The 19811-nt window shown below is 62.9% G+C and carries 21 protein-coding genes; 11 read left to right on the top strand and 10 right to left on the bottom strand.

All coding sequences use genetic code 11. From position 1 onward, the window contains the following. Positions 1–69: 69 nt before the first annotated feature. The 3 genes from CP49_RS34365 to CP49_RS34375 all read left to right on the top strand — a co-directional run bounded on the left by CP49_RS34365 (position 70) and on the right by CP49_RS34375 (position 2202). Entirely contained in the window at positions 70–1173 is a 1104-nt protein-coding gene (locus tag CP49_RS34365; protein WP_245311021.1) for an AI-2E family transporter, read from the top strand. Between the two features lie 78 nt (positions 1174–1251). Then, positions 1252–1617, top strand: a complete 366-nt coding sequence (locus tag CP49_RS34370; RefSeq protein WP_057854548.1) for an ElaB/YgaM/YqjD family protein — start codon at positions 1252–1254, stop codon at positions 1615–1617. Positions 1618–1755: 138 nt separating this feature from the next. Beyond that, positions 1756–2202 carry a hypothetical protein gene (locus CP49_RS34375; RefSeq protein WP_057854572.1) on the top strand — a complete coding sequence of 149 codons (447 nt, stop codon included), beginning with the start codon at positions 1756–1758 and terminating at the stop codon, positions 2200–2202. A gap of 416 nt (positions 2203–2618) precedes the next feature. On the opposite strand, the gene CP49_RS34380 is transcribed toward CP49_RS34375, so the two are convergent. The 4 genes from CP49_RS34380 to CP49_RS34395 form a co-directional block, all read right to left on the bottom strand. Further along, on the bottom strand, positions 2619–3017 hold the full coding sequence (locus CP49_RS34380; protein WP_057854549.1) for a hypothetical protein: 399 nt from the start codon (positions 3015–3017) through the stop codon (positions 2619–2621). A 239-nt stretch (positions 3018–3256) separates the two neighbouring features. Beyond that, entirely contained in the window at positions 3257–3868 is a 612-nt protein-coding gene (locus tag CP49_RS34385) for a 2-hydroxychromene-2-carboxylate isomerase (RefSeq protein ID WP_057854550.1), read from the bottom strand. Between the two features lie 82 nt (positions 3869–3950). Further along, on the bottom strand, positions 3951–4193 hold the full coding sequence (locus CP49_RS34390; RefSeq protein ID WP_057854551.1) for a hypothetical protein: 243 nt from the start codon (positions 4191–4193) through the stop codon (positions 3951–3953). A gap of 105 nt (positions 4194–4298) precedes the next feature. Beyond that, a complete protein-coding gene (locus CP49_RS34395; protein ID WP_057854552.1) occupies positions 4299–5477 on the bottom strand; it encodes a helix-turn-helix domain-containing protein in 1179 nt (392 codons plus the stop codon). 96 nt (positions 5478–5573) lie between these two features. Here CP49_RS34395 and CP49_RS43845 point away from each other — a divergent pair, with 96 nt between their 5' ends. Together CP49_RS43845 and CP49_RS48220 are read left to right on the top strand one after the other, a co-directional pair. After that, positions 5574–6563, top strand: coding sequence for a phosphatase PAP2 family protein (locus tag CP49_RS43845; RefSeq protein ID WP_082656376.1), 990 nt, complete (start codon positions 5574–5576; stop codon positions 6561–6563). Positions 6564–6628: 65 nt separating this feature from the next. Continuing rightward, a complete protein-coding gene (locus CP49_RS48220; RefSeq protein ID WP_276326871.1) occupies positions 6629–6970 on the top strand; it encodes a phosphatase PAP2 family protein in 342 nt (113 codons plus the stop codon). A gap of 201 nt (positions 6971–7171) precedes the next feature. Here the strand turns inward: CP49_RS48220 and CP49_RS34410 are convergent, their stop codons facing one another. Further along, positions 7172–7774: a LabA-like NYN domain-containing protein gene (locus CP49_RS34410; RefSeq protein WP_057854555.1), complete on the bottom strand. Its 603-nt coding sequence runs from the start codon at positions 7772–7774 to the stop codon at positions 7172–7174. Positions 7775–7856: 82 nt separating this feature from the next. Here CP49_RS34410 and CP49_RS45510 point away from each other — a divergent pair, with 82 nt between their 5' ends. The 4 genes from CP49_RS45510 (at position 7857) to CP49_RS34435 (ending at position 11300) form a co-directional block, all read left to right on the top strand. Beyond that, complete coding sequence (locus CP49_RS45510; protein ID WP_156438826.1) at positions 7857–8222, top strand: hypothetical protein; 366 nt, start codon at positions 7857–7859, stop codon at positions 8220–8222. A 534-nt stretch (positions 8223–8756) separates the two neighbouring features. Continuing rightward, entirely contained in the window at positions 8757–10133 is a 1377-nt protein-coding gene (locus CP49_RS34425) for a sensor histidine kinase (RefSeq protein WP_197423328.1), read from the top strand. Continuing rightward, positions 10130–10795, top strand: coding sequence for a response regulator transcription factor (locus CP49_RS34430; protein WP_057854559.1), 666 nt, complete (start codon positions 10130–10132; stop codon positions 10793–10795). The genes CP49_RS34425 and CP49_RS34430 overlap by 4 nt, the downstream gene beginning before the upstream one ends. 121 nt (positions 10796–10916) lie before the next feature. Then, a complete protein-coding gene (locus tag CP49_RS34435; RefSeq protein WP_057854573.1) occupies positions 10917–11300 on the top strand; it encodes a response regulator transcription factor in 384 nt (127 codons plus the stop codon). A gap of 782 nt (positions 11301–12082) precedes the next feature. Here the strand turns inward: CP49_RS34435 and CP49_RS34440 are convergent. The 3 genes from CP49_RS34440 to CP49_RS34450 form a co-directional block, all read right to left on the bottom strand. After that, positions 12083–13366, bottom strand: a complete 1284-nt coding sequence (locus CP49_RS34440) for an MFS transporter (protein WP_057854560.1) — start codon at positions 13364–13366, stop codon at positions 12083–12085. Positions 13367–13791: 425 nt separating this feature from the next. Next, positions 13792–14769 carry a DUF808 domain-containing protein gene (locus CP49_RS34445; protein WP_057854561.1) on the bottom strand — a complete coding sequence of 326 codons (978 nt, stop codon included), beginning with the start codon at positions 14767–14769 and terminating at the stop codon, positions 13792–13794. 124 nt (positions 14770–14893) lie between these two features. Next, positions 14894–15700 (bottom strand): response regulator, encoded by an 807-nt coding sequence (locus tag CP49_RS34450; protein WP_057854562.1) that lies wholly within the window; start codon positions 15698–15700, stop codon positions 14894–14896. Between the two features lie 304 nt (positions 15701–16004). Here CP49_RS34450 and CP49_RS34455 point away from each other — a divergent pair, with 304 nt between their 5' ends. Beyond that, positions 16005–16202, top strand: a complete 198-nt coding sequence (locus tag CP49_RS34455; RefSeq protein WP_025588264.1) for a NepR family anti-sigma factor — start codon at positions 16005–16007, stop codon at positions 16200–16202. Then, the gene (locus CP49_RS34460; protein ID WP_057854563.1) at positions 16202–16750 is read left to right on the top strand and encodes a sigma-70 family RNA polymerase sigma factor; all 549 of its coding nucleotides are present in this window, start codon (positions 16202–16204) and stop codon (positions 16748–16750) included. Before CP49_RS34455 ends, CP49_RS34460 begins: the two co-directional genes overlap by 1 nt. Positions 16751–16983: 233 nt before the next feature. Here the strand turns inward: CP49_RS34460 and CP49_RS34465 are convergent, their stop codons facing one another. Together CP49_RS34465 and ureG are read right to left on the bottom strand one after the other, a co-directional pair. Further along, positions 16984–18642, bottom strand: coding sequence for a CHASE domain-containing protein (locus CP49_RS34465; RefSeq protein WP_057854564.1), 1659 nt, complete (start codon positions 18640–18642; stop codon positions 16984–16986). Positions 18643–18994: 352 nt separating this feature from the next. Next, entirely contained in the window at positions 18995–19627 is a 633-nt protein-coding gene (gene ureG, locus CP49_RS34470) for an urease accessory protein UreG (protein ID WP_057854565.1), read from the bottom strand. Positions 19628–19811 lie beyond the last annotated feature (184 nt).

The raw sequence follows: 19811 nt of genomic DNA on the forward strand, positions 1-19811 counted from the left end.
GTGAGCGTCATTCCCACAAAGCCTTCGCCCGCCAAGCCCTTGGCCGTCAAATCCCCTCCGACAAAGCCGTTGCCCCATGAACGCCAGCTCCCCCACGAGCTGGAAGGCACGCCGGTCCCTGACAGCAAGACCGAATTGCCGCCGCTCATCCGCCGCACGGAAGTGGTGGCCATCTGCCTCGTTGGTCTGCTGATCATCTGCATCATCGCCGGCCTTTATCTTGCCAAGGCGTTCTTTCTGCCGATCACGATGGCCTTCATCGTCGGCACCATGCTCTCGCCCGCCGCGAATTTCCTGGAGCGATATCGCATCCCGCGCCCGGTCGCGGCCGTACTGATCGTGGCGGTCGTCAGTGCCGCCTCGGCCTTCATGGTCAGCCTGATCGCATCGCCCGCGGTCGAATGGAGCGGCAAGCTTCCTGAGCTGGGGTCGCTTTTGAGGGAGAAGCTGCACGTGTTCGACCGGCCGCTCGCACTCTGGCAGGAGTTGCAGAGCACGCTCGGCGGCCCCGACACGCTCACGACATTGCATCTGCCGAAGATCGACTGGGTGCAGCCAACCTTGGAGTTCCTGTCGCCGACCTTTGCCGAATTCCTGCTGTTCATCGCGACGCTGATCCTGTTCATCGCGAGCTGGCGGGACCTGCGCCGGGCCTTGATCATGAATTTCGGCGAGCGCGAGTGGCGGTTGCGGGCGCTGCGGATCCTCAACGAGATCGAGGACCGTCTCGGTGGCTACCTCCTGATGGTGACTATGATCAATGCCGGTGTCGGCATCGCCACAGGCCTGATCTGCGCGGTTACGGGCATGCCCAATCCGGCCAGTCTCGGCGCGCTGGCCGCGATCCTGAATTTCATCCCGATCATCGGCCCGGTGGCGATGTTCGCCGTCCTGGTCGTGGTCGGCCTTGTCTCGTTCCCGACCTTGAGCGCCGGGCTGCTGGCCCCGGCCATGTTTGCGGTGATGACCTTCCTGGAGGGCCACTTCCTGACGCCGACGATCGTCGGGCGGCGGCTGGCGCTGAACGCGCTCGCCGTGTTCTTAACCCTTGCGTTCTGGACCTGGCTGTGGGGGCCGATGGGCGCGTTCCTGTCGTCGCCGCTTCTGATCGTCGCGCTGATCGTGAAGGAGCATCTGACGCCGTCGGCTTCGCCGCAACTGCCGGAGGACTAGGCCCGGCATCAGACCTGGGAACTTCCCATCCGACGGGGCGTTTGTTCCGCAAATGAATTCGGTATCCGGGAGCTTTCGATGTCGACGACGAACGAAGCCACCAAAAATCTGACGGACAAAGCGACCTACGAACGCCTGCAAAAGGATGTCACCGCCGTGAAAAACGATATTGCAGCTCTGACCGAGCAGATCACCGATGCACTGAACAATTTTGCCGGCACCGCCGGCAAGCAGGCACGGCACGGTTACAACCAGGCCCGCGCCAATGCGGAAGCGGCGGTCGACGACATGTCGGAGCGCGGCAGCGCCATGATGGATGCGGCGCAGAACGCGGCCTCTTCGATCGAGGAGACGCTGGAAGACGTCATCACGCAGCGTCCGCTGGCAACCGTCGGCCTTGCGCTTGGCATCGGCTTTCTGATCGGCGTGACCTGGCGCAGGTAGTTTTGGCGCAGGCAGCTTTGGCGCCGATTGTCTTCGATGGCGCGCACCGGCGATCCAAACGTCGCGGCGGCGTTGTGCGTTGCGGCTTGTTTCGTTGACGTCGTTTTCAGATCGAGGCTTTCGGATCGAGGCTTGGCCATGTTTCAGCGATTGATCGATGATTTCAAGGAGTCGACCGGCACCGCGCTGCGGTTGACCTCGCTGGCGGCAGCGGCGGCCTTGGCGTTGCTGGTCACGACCGGCTTTCTGTGCGCGGCGGCCTTCGTGTTCGTGCTTCAGAATTACGGTCCGGTGCAGGCCTGCCTCACCGGAGCCGCCATCTTCTTCGTGGTCACCTTGATCGCGGCCGGCTGCTATATGATGCGCAAGAAGCAGATCGAGGCGCGCGCCGAACAGGCGGCGAAGGCGGCAAAGTCCACCGCACAGACCGTGCTGTCCGATCCGATGCTGGTCGCGGCCGGCATCCAGGTGATCCGCGCCATCGGCGTCAAGAAGCTGATCCCGATCCTCGCAGTCGGCGGCCTGGCTCTGGGATTTCTCGCCACCCGCGCTAACAACAGCAGCAGCGAAGCGCCGGCGGAGTAGGACGAAGTCAATCCACTCGTCGTCCCTGCGAACGCAGGGGCCCATAACCACCGTCGCCAATTGTTGAAGGAAAGTCGTCGACCATCGCAGCAAGGCAACACACGCCGCGGCGTATGGGTCCCGGATCGCGCTCGCTACGCTCGCTTGTCCGGGACGACGGAGATGGGAGTAGCCGCGATACAGTTAAGCGGAATATTTTTGCAACGAGGGCTGGACAGGTTTTGACTGATTTGCCCGTCGTGCCAGCCTGTCGCAGGCCGCTGCATGAAGTTGCGCTTGCGCGAAAAGCAAATCAGTCCGGAGAAGTTCGTAGGGTGGGCAAAGCGACAGCGTGCCCACCATCAAGAAGCGCGCTCGACGATCGATGGTGGGCACGTCGCTCGCGCTCCTTTGCCCACCCTACGGATCCAGCGCGATCAGGTCACGCAGCGGCCGGGCTGAAGCAGTTTTGCGACTTCGGTCAGCACACTGACCGGCGGTTCGCAGGCGATCGCCGTCTTCGATTGGGTAGGCTTGGCAGGCGATGGCACCGGCGGCGCGGGGCGGTTCCGCGCCTCGTCCTTGACGACGGGAACTCGAACGACCACCGACGTATCGTCGAGGCCGACGCCCTTGATGGTAATCGTCTCGGTCTGGCCTGGCGCGGCTCTGAGCGCCGCGCGGTCGGCCTTGCCGGTGCGGTTGATGTCCGCTGCAGGTGCAGTCGAGGCGAGTTGCCTAAGGCTGGCGAGATCATGACCCGATGCGAACTGGACGGCGCCAAATGTCGCGGAGATGGCGAGAGCGGCTAAAAATGCTTTGAAAATCTGTGACATGACGGTTTATCCCTCGCCCCGTGGCGATCACGGACACAACCGAACCGAGCCGCCGGGGGTCCGGCGCTTCTCAATCACTTAACCGTGTATGAAAAATATTTGGAGGGCGCGGGAACGAATCCGGGGGGCTCGGAGTCATCCCGGCAGCCGGTTATTCCCCCTGCCCCATTGACCGGCGACGTAGGGTGCGACCGTGGTGATGCCGGTCGCACCCTGCTTTTTTTGACTAGACCACTTCTTCAAGATGCCAGCTTCTTCAAGGTGCGTTCCAGCAGGTCGAGCCGGTCCTGACCCCAGAAGATCTCGCCCGAAGGCAACACGTAGCTCGGCGCACCGAAGACGCCCGCCGTCAGCGCCTCCTGCGTAAACGTCTCATGCAGCTCATCGAGTTCGGTGTCCGAAGCGCCGCCCGCGCGCAGCTCCGCAGCGTCGAGACCGGCGCGCTGGGCAGCCAACGAGATCGCTACGGAATCGGCGAGCGTTTCTTCCCGTTCCCACACCGCGCGCCCAAGCTCCAGCGACAGCCTGTGGGCATTCTTGCCTTGCAGCTTGGCCGCAATCACCAGACGGGTCGCCATGGCGTCGTCGCAGGGAAAATGCTTCGGCTCAAGATTGATCGGAATGCCGCGCACCTCGCGCCAGCGCTTCAACTCCATCATCCGGTAGGCGCGCCGCTGCGGCGAGCGCTTCGGCAGCGGCAGCCCGCCGGTCTGCTCGAAGATCGGCCCGAACTTGCAGGGCTTGATGTTGACGGTCGCGTTATTTCGCTCGGCGATCTCCGCGAACAGCGCGCTGCCGAGGTAAGTAAACGGCGAGGTGAGCGTCATGTAGTAGTCGATGGTGACGGGCATAACCCGGAATTTTCCCAAGCAGACTGGTGTCAAGCACGCTAACCTTGCGAGCTTATGCCAGCAACCTCATTGCAGACCGCCTTCAATGCAAGGCGTTCGTGATCTTGTGATCCAGATGACCGGTCTTGTAGTCGCGGCGGAGCTGGCTCAGCGATGTTTCGTTGAGGTTAGCCAGGATATCGCTCAGCTTCTCGGTTGCCGGATAGCCGGCGGCAAAGCCTTGCCCGTAGATCTTGCGCAACGTGCCGATCAGGACGGCTCCGTGCTTCTGGCTGATTTCGCCATCCTGGTTGCGGTGGCGATTGTCGAGACCAGGCTTGCTCATGCCGCTCTCCCTTGTGCCTACGTCGAAGCATCCTCCCACTGGGGCAATATGGCAATCCCCGGAACAGACATTCAAAGGCTCGTGCGTCGAATCTCGGTCGACGCCTCAGGCACGCGGAACACCCGCGATCTCAAGCCCATGGCACAGCCGGTCCATGAAATCCGGTCTGAATGGCCATGCCCGTCTCGCGACTGAAATCGTCAGATTACGATCTTGACGCAGAAGCGTCCGAGTGCGCCGACGCGCCTCCGCCAGCGCTCCTGAGGATGCGGCAGCAGCAATGACCACGCGCTCGGCCCAGAACGATTGAGGAAACGCCTCGACGCCGGTTTTGGCCCATGCCGCTGCGCGCTCGTAGCGGCCGGCAGCGAAGTGAGCGCAGCCAATGCCGATGAGTGCGAGATGCCGGATGGGCTCAAAGGGTGCGAGATGGAGCGTCGTTCTGAGTTCGCGCAGCGCGCTTTCGCTGTCTCCGAGATAGGCAGACGACCATCCACGGCGAACCCACGCGACGGCGGAAGTCGGTTCAATCGCCACCGCCCGCTCAATCAGCCGGTCCGCCTCCGTGACACGGTGGGCCAAGGTCAGCGCACCGGCCGAAAGCGAGAGCACCATGGCATCGTTCGGCGACAGGGCGAGCGCGCGATCGGCCAGCCGCCGCGCGCGGTCGATGTCCTCGGCTGGGTCCGATCCGAAGTGTTGGGCTGAACGCTGCGCCCAGCACCAGGCCGCCAAGGCCCTCGCAAGCGCAAACTCCGGTGCACGCTGCTGGGCCTGCTCAAGGAGCTCCAACGCAATGCAGTTCGAATCCGGCGCTACGGCGAAGGCCTCTGGAATTGCGCGCCAGGTTAGGCGCAGGGCTTCATCGTCGATCTCGGCAGCACTGGCTGCGACGCGTCGTCCCGCGCGCAGCGTCTGCGACGGCAGTTCTCCGAACCGGCACCGATATGCGTTGGCGAAACGGCCGAGCTGGCTGAAGCCGGCATCGAGGGCCACACCTGTCACCGTCGTGCGATCATTCGCATCCAGCAGCTCGCGCCTCGCCCTGGCGAGACGAGCATTGCGAACCCAGGCCAGCGGCGTCGTCCCCAGGAATTCCTTGAAGTGCGCTTCGAGCGTTCGTGGCCGTATGCCCGCAACGGCGGACAATGCACCGAGGGACACATCGCCATCCGGATTGCGGCGCAGCCAATCGAGAGCGCACATCAAGTCCGCGGGAAGCAGCCGGTCCGGCGGGTCGGGCCGGTCGATCGGCGCTTCACGGGATGCTTCTCGTTTCGCCATGTTCGATGGTGCTTCGCTGCGCCGCGCAAGGCGAGCCTAACAAATTCTGCGATTTCTGAACAGGTCGGCGAGAAGTGGATAGCCTAAACCGGCAACGTGGGCCACGTCTTCCCCGATGTATTGGATCTCTTCTATCGGAGTTTGACGATGCAGAAACTGATGGTCGCTGCGTTCGCCGCAACGGCGGCGCTCCTCCTCTCACAACCGGCTCGCTCCGCCGCTACGGTTGCGCATCTGGTACCTCGCGCCGAAGGGTGGCTCGTGAAGTCATATGGTGAGATTGACGTGCCCGCCCCGCCGAAAAATGTGGCGGCCGAGCTCAGGGAACTCGAAGTGATCGTGGCGAAGCGTACGCCCGAGGATGTTGCCCGCTTTCACTGGTGGGCGGCCGGGGGCCCGGTCTATCGCTGGAACGAGATCATCCTCGACGAGTTGCTCGACAACTTCGTTACCCTTCCTCTGGCAGCGCGTCATCTCGCGCTCTTCCACGCCGCCGTGGACGACGCCGTGGCGGTTTCTTGGTACCGTAGGAAATCCGCAAGCCGGCCTCCCCTGGTCGCGGCCGATCCATCAGTCAAGACACCCATCAGGGCTGCGGCTGGATCATCGTTCCCTTCCGACTACGCGGCCGCTGCGACGGCTGCAGCCGAGGTGCTTGGGTACATCTTCCCAGCTCGCGCCAGTGTTTTTGCCGCGATGGCCGAGGAGGCGATGCAGGCGCGCCTGCTGGCTGGAGTCGAGTACCCCAGCGATGTGGTCGCCGGACGCGCGATCGGACAGAGCATCGCGGCCTTAGCCATCGCCCGGGGCAAATCCGATCAATCCGAGGCCAAGTGGACAGGCAGCGTGCCCGAAGGACCAGGCCGCTGGAAAGCTGCAAATCCGATCGCACCGCTCGCCGGGACGTGGAAACCCTGGGTCCTGGCGCGTGCCGACGAGTTCCGTCCATCGCCGCCGCCGGCATTCGACTCGGATCAGGTGAAGGCCGCCTTGGCCGAGTTGAAGGCGTTCCAGCGAACGCCGAAATCGAACCATCGCGCGATCTACTGGGAGGTCTATGGCGGCGGAACGAAACGGCCCGCCTGAAACTGCTCGAATATGGCGAGGCCCTGTCACCACAAGCGGCCGCGCGTGCTCTTGCAGCGCTCAACATCGCCTTCCTCGATGCCGCCATCGCCTGCTGGGATGCCAAGTACGCCTACTGGTACATCCGGCCATCCCAGCTTGACCCTGACTTCAAGCCGCTCTTTCCGTCTCCCAATCATCCGAGCTACCCGGCCGCGCACGGCTGCCTGTCAACCGCGGCCGCGACCGTGCTGGCCGGCATTTTCCCCCACGACCGCGGCCGGCTGCTGGCTCACGGGAAAGAAGCGGCTGAGGCGCGCATATGGGCCGGCATCCACTATCGGTTCGACATCGATGCGGGCCAGACGATTGGCCGGAAGGTCGCAGAGAAGACTTTGGAGCGGGCGTTTGCCGATCGAGCACCATGAGCAGGCCCCAGCTCCCAAGGGAATGGACCTGACCAGAAGGCGCAGAACATGATCGACGGTCTCTCCGCCGGCGCGTCACGTCAGTCGAGTTGACCGCCCTCAAGGCCCGATCACCGTCGAGATCCGCCCCTGGCACTTTGCAGTCGTGATCGCCGTCTCGAACAATATCCGCTAAGAGCGAGGAAACCCATCATTCAGAAATCACTCCGCGAGGCCATTTCCATTGATCGTCCCGCGCGCGGCGAATTGCGGTGATTGCTGGCGCAGGCCCGGCCGCTCCAACGGATCGCGGCCGATGGTTGGCCTCAATTCGGCAAGATCGATGAAGGCGTCGGCCTGACGTCGCAAATCGTCGGCCACCATCGGCGGCTGGCTGGTCAGGGTGGAAACGACGGTAGTGTGCACGCCGCGGCGCTGCACCGCTTCCAGCAGCGAGCGGAACTCGCCATCGCCCGAGAACAGAAACATGCGGTCGATATGACCGGCGAGCTCCATCGCGTGAACGGCTAGCTCGACATTCATGCTGCCCTTGACCTTGCGACGGCCGCCGGCATCGACGAACTCCTTGGTGGGCTTGGTGACGACGGTGTAGCCGTTGTAATCGAGCCAATCGATCAGCGGCCGGATCGATGTGTATTCCTGATCCTCGATGATGGTCGTGTAATAAAACGCCCGCAACAGCGTGCCACGGCTCTGGAATTCCTTGAGCAGGCGCCTGTAATCGATGTCGAAGCCCAGCGCCTTGGCGGTGGCATAGAGATTGGCGCCGTCGATAAAGAGCGCGATCCTGTCAGACGGTAACATCAGGCACGGACCTCCCGTTCAAGCTGCGCAAGGCCCGCGAGAGCATCCGCTTCAGGCTTTGCCTGCAGGCGGGCAGATACCGATGCTGGCCGAAGTGACGAGGCAGGAGGCGCCGGCGACCGGAGCGGGAGGAGACATCGATGCGCCGGCAATTCGATCACGTCCATCCTGCCTCGACGCGCCAACGTTAAGATCCGCGCACGCCATGCTCAATTGTACTGAAGTAAATGACCAGCATCGAAACGGATGCACCGGCTATACAAAGGTTTGTGAGCCGGCCCGCGGTGACGGCCATGTGATTGCGGTCACGCTGTCGCGACGCATCGATCATGCCGATCTACCGGGTCTTTTCAGGGTCCCTCCAGTGGAGACCCTTGAGAGCGGCCATATGGGCCTCCAGGAAAGCAAGATAGTTTCGGTGGAAAACGAGCAGACCGAGATCGAATAGTTCGAGCGCGGCTTCCCAGCCAGGCTCGCCCGGCACCGACGCCGCGCCCCCGTTGATAACCAGGGGCCGGAAGCTGCGGCTATTCTGCGGCCGCTTTGCTCGCAGCGGGGTGCCGTTCGAACAGTGGATCAATTGCAGGTTCGGCTTTGACATATCAATAGCTCCGCTGCTTGACGGCTAACCAGCGAGCGTAATCGCTGATATGGCCCGGGCCATTGAACGGAGGTTGACGCGTACATTACATTCGGTTGAGAGCAACATACCCAAGTTTAGGATCGACTGCCTTTGCCGGATGTACAAGATACCTGCCGCAGCAACCTGGCGATGTCGGGCGAGGCCATTGCTCACCAGGGCGCGTTGCGCAATGTCCAGCACTGCGCTTGCCGCACGACTATCGGCCGACGCAAACGCTGCGATATCGCGACGCACAATACCCTCCGAACCTGCTAAGATGCCGTCCGTTGAAAGGGCCGCGTTGTCGCCGCCGATCATCGACAACGCAGCGCGGTCCCTGATGGCCGGATGTGTGCCGCCATGCGCAACCAGACACTGAAATCCTGGCCCTCGGCCGAGCTGTCGCTGCTCGGCGGCATGGCGCTGGCTTCGCTGGCCGCAGCCTGCATCTGGCTGGTGCTCGGCCCCGCGCCTGATGTCGCCGACCATTTGACTGCCATCGCGCTGCTGATCGCCTTGTCTTTCGCCGCGCTGGTCGTGCTTCACCTGGTAAGGAAAACCCGCCGGCAAATGGAAGCCGCGCTCGAGAGCCGCATTGGGGCCGAACGGCGGGCGACAGATGCACTCCGCCAGAGCGAGGCGCAGTGGAAGGAAGTCTTCGAGCATAACCCCGTCATGTACTTCATGGTCGACGCGGAAGGCACCGTGCTGTCGGTAAACACCTTTGGCGCCGCGCAGCTCGGCTATCCCGTCAGCGAATTGCGCGGGCAATCGGTGCTGAAGGTTTTCTTTGCGGAAGACCGGGACCTGGTCCGGAAAAGCGTTGAGGTTTGCCTGAGAGATATCGGCAAGACGCATAGTTGGGAGATCCGAAAGGTTCGCAAGGACGGTTCTGCGATTTGGGTTCGTGAAAACGCCAAGGCCGTGCGGCGGCTGGATGGCCGGTTGATCGTCCTGATCGCATGCGAGGACATCACCGCGCGCAAGCAGGCCGAAGAGAAGCTGCATGAAGCGCAGGCGGAACTTGCGCATGTTGCACGCATGACGGCGCTGGGGGAGCTGGCCGCCTCGATCGCCCATGAGGTGAACCAGCCGCTGACCGCCGTCGTCGCCAACGCCGCGGCCTGCCAGCGCTGGCTCGACCGCGATCCTCCCAACCTGGAGGAAGTGCGCCGCACGGTGCAGTCCATCGTCAAGGACGGCAACCGGGCCGGCGAAGTGATCCAGCACGTCCGTGCGCTGGTCAACAAGACAGCCGATGAGAAAGCGCCGCTCGACATCAATGAAGTCGTCCACGAGGTGATCACCCTGCTGCATTACGAACTGGCCAGCCGCCGGATATCGGTTCAGACGAAGCTCGCCCCTGCCCTGGGCCTGGTGCTCGGCGACCGCGTCCAGTTGCGGCAGGTCATCCTCAATCTCGTCATCAACGGCATGGAAGCGATGCAACCGGTCACGGACCGGCCGCGCGAGCTGGTGATCCGGACGCTCCGGGATGAGGCCGACCAAATTCTGGTCGAGGTACGCGATTGCGGAATAGGTTTGGCCGCCGCAAATGCGGACCGGCTGTTCGAGGCATTCTTCACCACCAAATCGGACGGCATGGGCATGGGCCTGTCGATCTGCCGATCGATCGTCGAGTCCCACGGCGGGCGGCTGTCGGCCTCCAGCCATGCCGGGCCCGGCGCCACGTTCCAGTTCATCTTGCCGCGGCATCAGGAGGGCAACACGCCGTGACCGACCGCTCGACACCGCCTCGCAACGTTGCCGGCGCAGAGGAGCCAATCGTCTACGTGGTCGACGATGACGCCTCGGTGCGGGAGGCGCTTGGAAATCTTCTCCGCTCGGTGGGCTTGCGGGTCCAAATGTTCGGTTCGGCGCCCGAATTTCTGCAGAGCAAGCTTGCCGACGTCGCCAGTTGCCTGGTCCTCGACATCAGACTGCCTCGAGTGAGCGGCCTCGACTTTCAGGCGGACCTTGCCGAGGCGGGAATCCATATCCCGATCATCTTCATGACGGGTCATGGCGATATTCCGATGACGGTCAGGGCGATGAAAGCCGGCGCCGTCGACTTTCTGACCAAGCCGTTTCGCGATCAGGACATGCTGGATGCCGTGACGGCGGCCATCGAACGCGACCGAAAGAGCCGCCATGAAGCAAAGATCCTCTCGGAGCTGAAAGCACGCTTCGCGACGCTGAGCGCCCGGGAGCAGGAGGTCATGGCGCTGGTCACGGCCGGCCTCATGAACAAACAGGTCGCGGCCGAGATTGGAATTGCCGAAATCACCGTGAAGATACACCGTGGGCACATCATGCGAAAAATGGGGGCGAAATCGCTCGCAGAGCTGGTGAAGATGGCCCAGGCGCTCGGAGTAAGGCGCACCGCGCCGCAGCCGTGAACTGGCGGATATTTGAGCCGTCCGCGTGAGTGCTGCAAACCTAAGTATGATTTTCCGCTTCCGGTCTGCGGTGCACTCTGCCGTTGAGCGGCATGCCGTTGGCGCTCCAGGAAGGACCACTTTGTCCAGCCCATCCGTAGTTTCAATCATCGACGACGACAGCTCCGTTCGCGTCGCCACCGACAATCTCGTAAGGTCGCTTGGGTATTCCGTTCATACGTTCGCGTCGGCCGAGGAATTCCTGGCGTCGCCTTACTTGAACGACACCTCCTGCGTGATCGCGGATGTTCAGATGCCGACGATGAGCGGTCTCGATCTGCAGGCCAGCTTGCTTGCCCAGGGATACCGCGTGCCGTTTATTTTCATCACGGCTTTCGCCGTCGATGACGCACGCGCGCGGGCGCTGAAGGCCGGAGCAATCTGTTTCCTGGCCAAGCCCTTCGCAGGAGAAGCCTTGATCGACTGCCTCGAAATAGCCTTGCAGGGCTGCGGAACGGGGAAATGACCTGATCGGGCTGGTACACGGCGCGTCCGGTTCGACGGCTCATACGCAGGGATGAGTAAACCAAACATCTGGACAAGTTGAACTCGAAGGCGGACGGGACGACACTGGGGCATCGTCGCCCTCCGGTATTTCGACGGCGAGATAACGCAGCACACCATGATCAGTGAATGGCAATTCCTCAGAAGGAGGCCGCCATGCGTACAGACCCACGTTGTTCTGAATGCGATTGTGAAGATCCAAGGATCATATCTTTACGAAGTCCTGCACGAGAACGTTACTGCGGACGCTCCTGTCTCGCCCAAGGTCAGGAACAGTTCACTCGCTGGGTACGGCGAACCAATGCAGAGGCCGCGTCATGACAAATTGTTGCGGGAATCCAGATTGCAAACGTCCGTTCGGGCTGGTCCGCTTCAGCCTATACTTCGAGCAATTTTGCTCGACCAGGTGCCGCGAGGTCTACAAGCGTCAGCGGGCGCGCAACAAGGCCTATTGGAAATGGCTCTACAAATGTCCTGAGCCGTCTGTCGCCGAGCAAAGATAATCCAGCAATGCTGCTCGAACTGCCGGGAGTCGATAATTGTCGATAGAGTGCGTGGGCATCAAGGAGCTGTCATGACAACGGCAACTGCGATGATCGTCGGAGCCTTGCTGGCGTGGGCGCCTCGCTTCTTGTGTTCGCCTGGATCGTGCGGGACATTCGAAACACCCGCGCCAAATAGCCCGATTGGCCTGAACTCGAGCCGGACCGCCGATTGTCTGACGAGGTCGGTTTCGCAGCGGCCTCAAGCGGAGTTACGCCCCGCCGCCCGCATTTCATCACTCGGCTTCACATCCTGCGAGCGGCTGTAGACCGCGAGCGCAACAATCAGCACCAGCGTCAGCGTGCCGAACAGCGCACGGTAAGCGTCCTCGGTGCGGGCGCCGTTCGCGAGCGGCTCGAAAGCGCCGACGATGACACCCGACAGCGTCTGCATGCAGGCGACGCCGAGCATAACTGATGTGTTCATGGTCGAGATGCCGCGCCCGATCAGCCGGTCGGGGAAGATGCCGCGGCCGTGCGTCATCACCATGGTGCTGGAGGCTGAGAAGAAGCCCATGGCAATGATGATGGCGACCGGCAGCCAGACCGGCGGGTGAGGAAACAGCGCCAGGATCGCGAGCAGAAAAATGATCACCAGCGTGCCGCCGATCGCTATGCCCTTGCGGGTGTCGAGCCGGCGATCGAGCGGGCCGAAGGCAAGCATGCCGGCCTGGTAGGCGATCACGGCGAACAACAGGACGTTGCCGGCCGCGATCGGACTTAGGCCATGCACCTCGCGCAGGAATGGACCGCCCCACAGACCCTGCACGGTGAAGGTGCAGGCATAGTTGCAGAAATTCAGCGCGAGGATCGGCTTCAGGTGCGGGTTGCGCAACACCTCCACCAGCCCCTTGAGCATCTCGGCGGGCGGCTCGACCTGGCGGCTCAGGAAGGGATGGCCGGGCGGCGCGTCGCGCACCACCAGCCAGATCGCGACGGTGGCGAGCGCCGTGAAGACGACGACGGCGCCGAACACCGGGCGCCAGCCGACCGCCTGCGACGCCCAGGCGAGCGGCGTGGTGGCGGCGAGATTGCCGAGCAGGCCGATGGACAACACCATGGCTGTAAGCGTCGAGAAGCGGTCCGGCGGAAACCAGCGCGAGATCACCACCATGCTGCCGATCAGCATCACGCCGCAGCCGGCGCCCATCAGCACCCGGCCGGTCAGCAGTACCGGCCAGCTCGGCGCCAGCGTAAACAGGGCGCCGCCGAAGCTGGCGACGATGAGCATGCCGACCACGGTGTAGCGCGGCCCGAACCGATCGAAGAAGAAGCCGCAGGGAATCTGCATCGCCGCGAAGCCGAAGAAGAACGCGCCCGTCAGTGCCCCCAGCGCTTCCGGCCCAATGGCCAGATCGCGCATCAGGTCGAGACCGATGGTGACGTTGGAAGCGCGGAAAAAATGGCTGGCGACATAAGCGGTGGCCAATGTCGCAACGATGATCAGGCCCCGGCGGTGGGGGAAAGGCCGCTCGGCGGACTGCATCGGTGAGGAACGTTTCCGTTTCTTTTCTTGTGGCTGCGGCGAGCCTATGCGGGCGTGGGGCGCAGTTCAACAAGCAATCCACCGATCGCCTTCTGCAAAGCCAGCGTCACGCCGAAGGTCAGCACCATTCGCAGCAAAAAAATCCGGCGCGCAGGTGGGGCACGCCGGATCAGTCCGACCAGCTTTGAAATCGAAGCTGGTGGCCCGAGCCAAGGGGAGAGATGCCTGGCCGCGAACTTGGTATCGCCCGTCCTAAGACGTCGTCTCCGTGTCACGCGAATGATAACTCCGACCTTGCCAAGCCGAGGTGAACTGGTTCACAGGGCACGGCATAAAAAATCCGGCACGCAGTCGGGAGCGCGCCGGAACTCTGCGCTACGACGCTTCGATCAGCCCGTGGCGCGGCTGCGAGCAGAAGCGGTTCTTCAGCCTCGCAGAAGACGCTTCAACCCTGTCCATGCAGGCGCAAGGGCAAACCCAGCGATCGGAATTGATGCTGCGCCAACCAACAGCCCAACAACACCGGATATGGCCGCCTCGACTATCCATTCAAGGACACCGGCCGCGGGCGGGACCGCGTGAGCTGCGGCCTCCTCCATGGCCTTGACGGCTGAGCCTATGGCCGGAGGCCCGTAGACTTCGAGGCCATGCAGTATGATACCGCCGCCAACCCAGATCATGGCGGCTGTGCCGACCACGCTGAGGAATTTCAAAAGCACGGGCATGCCACGAACGATGCCGCGGCCGACCGCCCGGCCGGCCGCCGAGGCGCCGTCGCTCCGTACCAGCGCTACACCGACATCGTCGGCCTTCACGATCAGCGCCACCACGCCATACACGGCGACAGTGATTCCGATTGCCACGACCGCCAGCACAAGCGCCTGCTTCCAGATGCTCCCTGCGGGGAGGGCCGCCAGCGTGATCGCCATGATCTCGGCCGAGAGGATGAAGTCGGTCTTGATCGCGCTTGCGATTTTTTCGTCTTCGACCGACTGCGCGTTCAATGCGACCGTGCCGAGCTGGGATTCGTGCTGGTGCGCCTGATGGGGCATAACCGCTTCCAGCACTTTCTCGACCCCTTCATAACAGAGGTACGCGCCGCCCAGCATCAAGAGCGGCGTGATCGTCCAGGGAAGGAAGTAGCTGAGCACCAGGGCCGCGGGGAGCAGGACCAGGAGCTTGTTACGCAGCGATCCTGCCGCAATCCGGCCTACAATCGGCAGCTCGCGCGCGGGCGTAAATCCGATCACGTAGCCCGGAGTGACGGCGGTGTCATCGATGACGACACCCGCGGCCTTTGCGCCCGCTTTGGCGGCCTGGCTCGCCACATCATCGAGGGAAGCTGCAGCCACCTTGGCAATCGCTGCGATATCGTCGAGAAGGCCGATCAGCCCGACACTCATCGATCCCTATCCCACATCATCAAGAGGTTCGTCGCCAGGAAGACCGTGGCAGGTTGCCCCAACAAAAATCCGGCGCGCACTGGGGCGCGCCGGATTTTTTCAACTCTACGCTACAACGCTTCGATCAGCCAGTGGCCGCCCGCGGCGCGCGGTTGCGCGAGTTGCGCTGGAAGAACAGCGCCTGGCTGGCGACCGCGGAGACCATCGCGGGCTGGAACGGCTTTGAGATCAGGAACGCGGGCTCGGGGCGTTCACCGGTCAGGAAGCGCTCGGGATAGGCGGTGATGAATACCACCGGCACCTCGAACACCTTCAACAGCTCGTTGACCGCATCCAGGCCCGACGAGCCGTCGGCAAGCTGGATGTCGGCGAGGATAAGGCCGGGCTTCTTGTTCTTGGCCAGCGCCACCGCATCGGCATGGGTGCGGGCGACGCCGATCACGTTGTGACCGAGGTTCTTCACCAGGCTCTCGAGATCCATCGCGATGAAGGTCTCGTCCTCGATGATCAGGACGTCGGTGGCGATTTCCGCCGCCATCTCGCGGCCTGCGGCATCCGTCAGCGCGCGCGTCTCGGCGATGTCGGTGTTGAGAATGAACGCCACCTCCTCCTCGGAGAAGCCTTCGAGCGACAGCAGCAGGAAAGCCTGCCGCGGCAGCGGCGTGATATTGGACAGCCTTCGCTCCGGCGGCAGCGCCAACGTCGCCACGTCGGGGTTGTCGTTGAGCGCGACCGAGTTCCAGATCTGGGTGAACAGCTTGAACAGCCCGGCGCGCGGGCCGAACCGTTCGTCCAGCAGGGAGCCGTCCTGCAGCAGGGCCTCCAGCATGGCGGCCACATAGGCATCGCCCGAGGCCTGGTTTCCGGTCAGTGCACGGGCATAGCGCCGCAACAGCGGCAGATGTTCAGCAACGAGCTGTGATCGGGACATCCCCATTCCATCCTTATCTTGGGCCGTATTCATGGCCGTACACTTAGGGTCTCAGCCGGGCGGACGTAACCTTAAGCGCCGCGTCGGGGCGTCAAATTTAGTTTCGGCGGGGGGACCCCGGTTCCCCAGTCACCCCGATTACTCGCGGAGGGCAAAAAAGTTCCAGAAAAAGTTCCCAGATTTCGGAACCTTCCGCACATATTCGCATTAGCCTTCGACCTATAACGCGGCGGCCTAGGCCCAATTTCGAGGTAACCTCTTGAAACCACAGAGACTTAACTCTCGGGGAAGCGTGGATGAGACCATGAAAGAAGTAAAAAAGCAGGGCGGGCTAAACGCCGAGATTCAATCTAGGATCGGCCATCAGCTCCGCGCCATGTACGACGACGTGGTCCGACAAGGCGTGCCGGACCGCTTTGCGGAGCTGATCCGTAAGCTCGATGGGCCGGAAGCGGCGGCCGCCCAGATCGACGAAACAGCAAAAACTGACGGGAGGGACTAATGCCTCTCACCGACTCTCTTCGCGACGACATTTTGGCGTCGGTACCCAGCCTGCGCGCGTTCGCGATCTCGCTCTCAGGCAATGGCGACCGTGCGGACGACCTGGTTCAGGAGACGTTGCTGCGCGCCATTGCCAACATCGACTCGTTCCAACCCGGCTCGAACCTGCCAGCCTGGTTGTTCACCATCCTGCGCAACCTGTTTCGCTCCGACTACAGGAAGCGGCGGCGCGAGGTGGAGGACGCCGAGGGTAATTACGCGAAAACCCTGAAAACCCAGCCGGCGCAGAATGCGCATCTGGAGTTCGAGGAATTTCGCAACGCGCTCGACAAGCTGCCGCAGGATCAGCGTGAAGCGTTGATCCTGGTCGGCGCCTCCGGGTTTTCCTACGAGGACGCCGCCGCCATATGCGGCTGCGCGGTCGGCACCATCAAGAGCCGCGTCAACCGCGCGCGCTCGAAACTGTCAGCGCTGCTCTATGTCGATGGCGCCGAGGATTTCGGACCCGACGAGACCGTGCGCGCCGTGATCGGCGGCAATGGCGGGTGATGACGCTATCGAAATGACATGGAAAAGGCGGCCCGCGTGGCCGCCTTTTTTGTTGGTGGTTTTGTAGTTGCTGTAGCGCGGATGAGCAAAGCGGAGTCGTCCCTGCGCACGCAGGGACCCATACGCCGTGGCCCGCGTAAGTGGCACGCGGACAGAGACAGCTTGCCTCACAATTTGCAGCGGTGGTTATGGGTCCCTGCGTGCGCAGGGACGACGTGCGGAGAGAGTGCGCCCTACTTTACCGGCCGCACGGGTGCGGAAATCTGCTCGGTGCGGTCGCGCTCGGTCATGTCGACGACGGTGACCATCGGCGCGGTGAGTTCGTAGACATAGCTCACCTCGGTGAAGTAGCGCTTCGCGGTGCCGCCCATCGCTTCCGGCGCGACGCGGTCGAGCAGGATGAGACCGAAATCCGAGTCTTCCCGCCGCGTCGCCGCGCTGGTGTTGAACTCCTCCCAGCGGAAATGAAAAATCTCGTCCGGCGCCTCGCCGGTGACTTCCCAGTTGGCAACGATGTGCGGGTGCTTGCCGACCAGCGACAGCCCCTCGTCGGAATGCGAGGCCAGTTCGAAGAACAACAGCGACAGCGACTGCGCGGCGCGCGCGCTGACGGCGATGTCCGGGCCGTTGACCACGATCCGGTCGGCATGCGGAATGGCGCGCGACTCGAACAGTCCCCTGAGCTTGACACCTTGCCACTGGCTTTCGCTGAGCAGCGTCACCACGTTCGACATCGCGTGGATGCGGCCGATTAGCAGTTCGCGCGACACATCCATGTCCGAGCCGTGGCGCAGCGTGCGTGTCACGATCGACTGGATCACGGCCAGGATGTTCTTGACCCGGTGGTTGAGCTCGTCGATGACGGCGGTCAATCGTCGCTCGAAACCGATACGGACCTGGATCTCGCGGCTGAGCCGCAGATTGTTGTAGGCGACATATCCGAACAGGCCGCAGACGATGCCGGTGAGCGCCAGGCCAATGGCCGCCACGATGACCGCTGTCTGCTGCGCGCGCTGTGCGGCATTGTTCTTGGCATAATAGCCGAGCGACCAGTCGCGGCCGCCGAACGTCACCGTCCGCACCACCGACGGCAACGGATCGCCCTGCTTCACCGGCCGCAGGCTGATGGCGCCCTGGTCGTTGGCGACATATTCGTCGCTGGCGTCATCGGGGTCCTTCAGCACCACCGCAAACAGCGAGCGGTCGTCATTGGTCAGCATCAACGGCGCCAGCTCGTAGGAAAAGGTGACGAAGCCCACGGGGTCCGCCGTGCCATCCTTCAGAATGGCGGAGGCAAGCACGATGCCGATCGGCCCGTCCCGCCGCTGCAGTGGAATTGGGTCCGACGCCACCGGCTTGCCGGAGGCCGCCGCCTGCGCCAGCATCGGCCCGATCACCGAATGGCGGTCGTAGGCGCGACCGGGAAAGCCCAGCGTATCCGCGCTGCGCGGCTCCTGGTCCATCAGGACGTCGAGCGGCCTGTCGACGGTCTTGATGTCGAGCGGCCGGTCGTCGAAATCGCGGATCGTCGGGTTGGTGAAGCCGGCGGTCTTCAGCTCCGCCTGCGCCGTGGCCAGATCGCCCGGCTTGAGACGAGCGATCCAGGACGCGATCACGAAATCGGTCTTGAAGGCATAGATCGCCGACCGCAGCGGCTGCAGCATGTTGGACTTCACTGCCGAGGGCGTGCGAAACAATCCGGATGCAACGCGGGCGAGCAATTCGCGCTCTGTCAACCGGTCCTGCACCAGGCTGGCATGAACGTCGATGGCGCGGGCGAGCGCGATACCGTCAAGCGCCAGTTCCTGCTCATGGACGCGATAGGCTGCGAGACCGGAGAGCAAAACTCCGATCAGCGCGATGAAGCCGATAATGAAGCCCAGCCGAACCACTCGCTTACTCAGGAATGACGTGTTGGCGAAGACGTATTGAAAGCATCTTTGGGTCTGCCGGGGCAGAAGCACATGGCAATAGCGCAAAGGCCAACCGCGGCGAATATGACGGAGCGATCATCAGCACGCAACAGGTTGGCAGCGGGCAACAACACGGGCCGCCGTTAACGCTGATTTGGCGGGGCCAGAAGTTGATAATCGGACGGAGCCGATTTGGTTCCGGCGAGAACGGACAATTCCGCGAAGCCGGCGCTGGGACCGGATATTAATCTTAACGCGGGACTCACCTGGGCGCTGGGCCTGGCCCCTTATCCGCCCCGCCCGGCTGGACCGTTCATCTAGCTTACATGGCCTACTTGGCCTTTGCCGCCGGGCGCAGGCCCCCCTTGGCCTCGATGAAGCCAATGATGCGATCGAGCCCCTCGCTCTTCTTCAGGTTGGTCATCACGAATGGCCGCTCGCCGCGCATCCTTTTCGCGTCGGTCTCCATCTTCTCCAGTGAGGCGCCGACGTAAGGCGCAAGGTCGATCTTGTTGATCACCAGCAGGTCCGACCTGACGATACCGGGCCCGCCCTTCGAGGGGATCTTGTCGCCGGCAGCGACGTCGATCACGTAGATCGTGAGATCGGCCAGTTCAGGCGAGAATGTCGCGGCGAGATTGTCGCCGCCGGATTCGATCAGCACCAGATCGAGATCGGGAAACTTCGCGCGCATGTCGGCGACCGCCGCCAGATTCATCGAGGCATCCTCGCGGATCGCGGTGTGCGGACAGCCGCCGGTCTCGACGCCGGCGATGCGGTCCGGCGTCAGCGAGCCCGAACGCACCAGGAACTCCGCATCCCATTTGGTGTAGATGTCGTTGGTAATCGCCGCGATGTCGTAGCGCTCCCGCATCGACTTGCACAGCAGGTCCATCAGTGCGGTCTTGCCCGAGCCGACGGGGCCGCCGACGCCGATGCGGAGGGGGCCGTGAGATTTAGACATTTGAGATGCTCTCTCGATTGTCGTCGTCCCTGCGAACGCAGGGACCCATACCGCGTGATCTATCAATAAAGCAGAACGGCCGACGTCGTTTGTAACAACCGGGGCCGGTGGCTATGGGTCCCCGCGTTCGCGCTAGTAGATGCACAGATCTTGACTGCGACGGAATGACTCGGCCGTTTGATTT

Source organism: Bradyrhizobium valentinum (genome assembly GCF_001440405.1).
GTDB lineage: Bacteria > Pseudomonadota > Alphaproteobacteria > Rhizobiales > Xanthobacteraceae > Bradyrhizobium > Bradyrhizobium valentinum.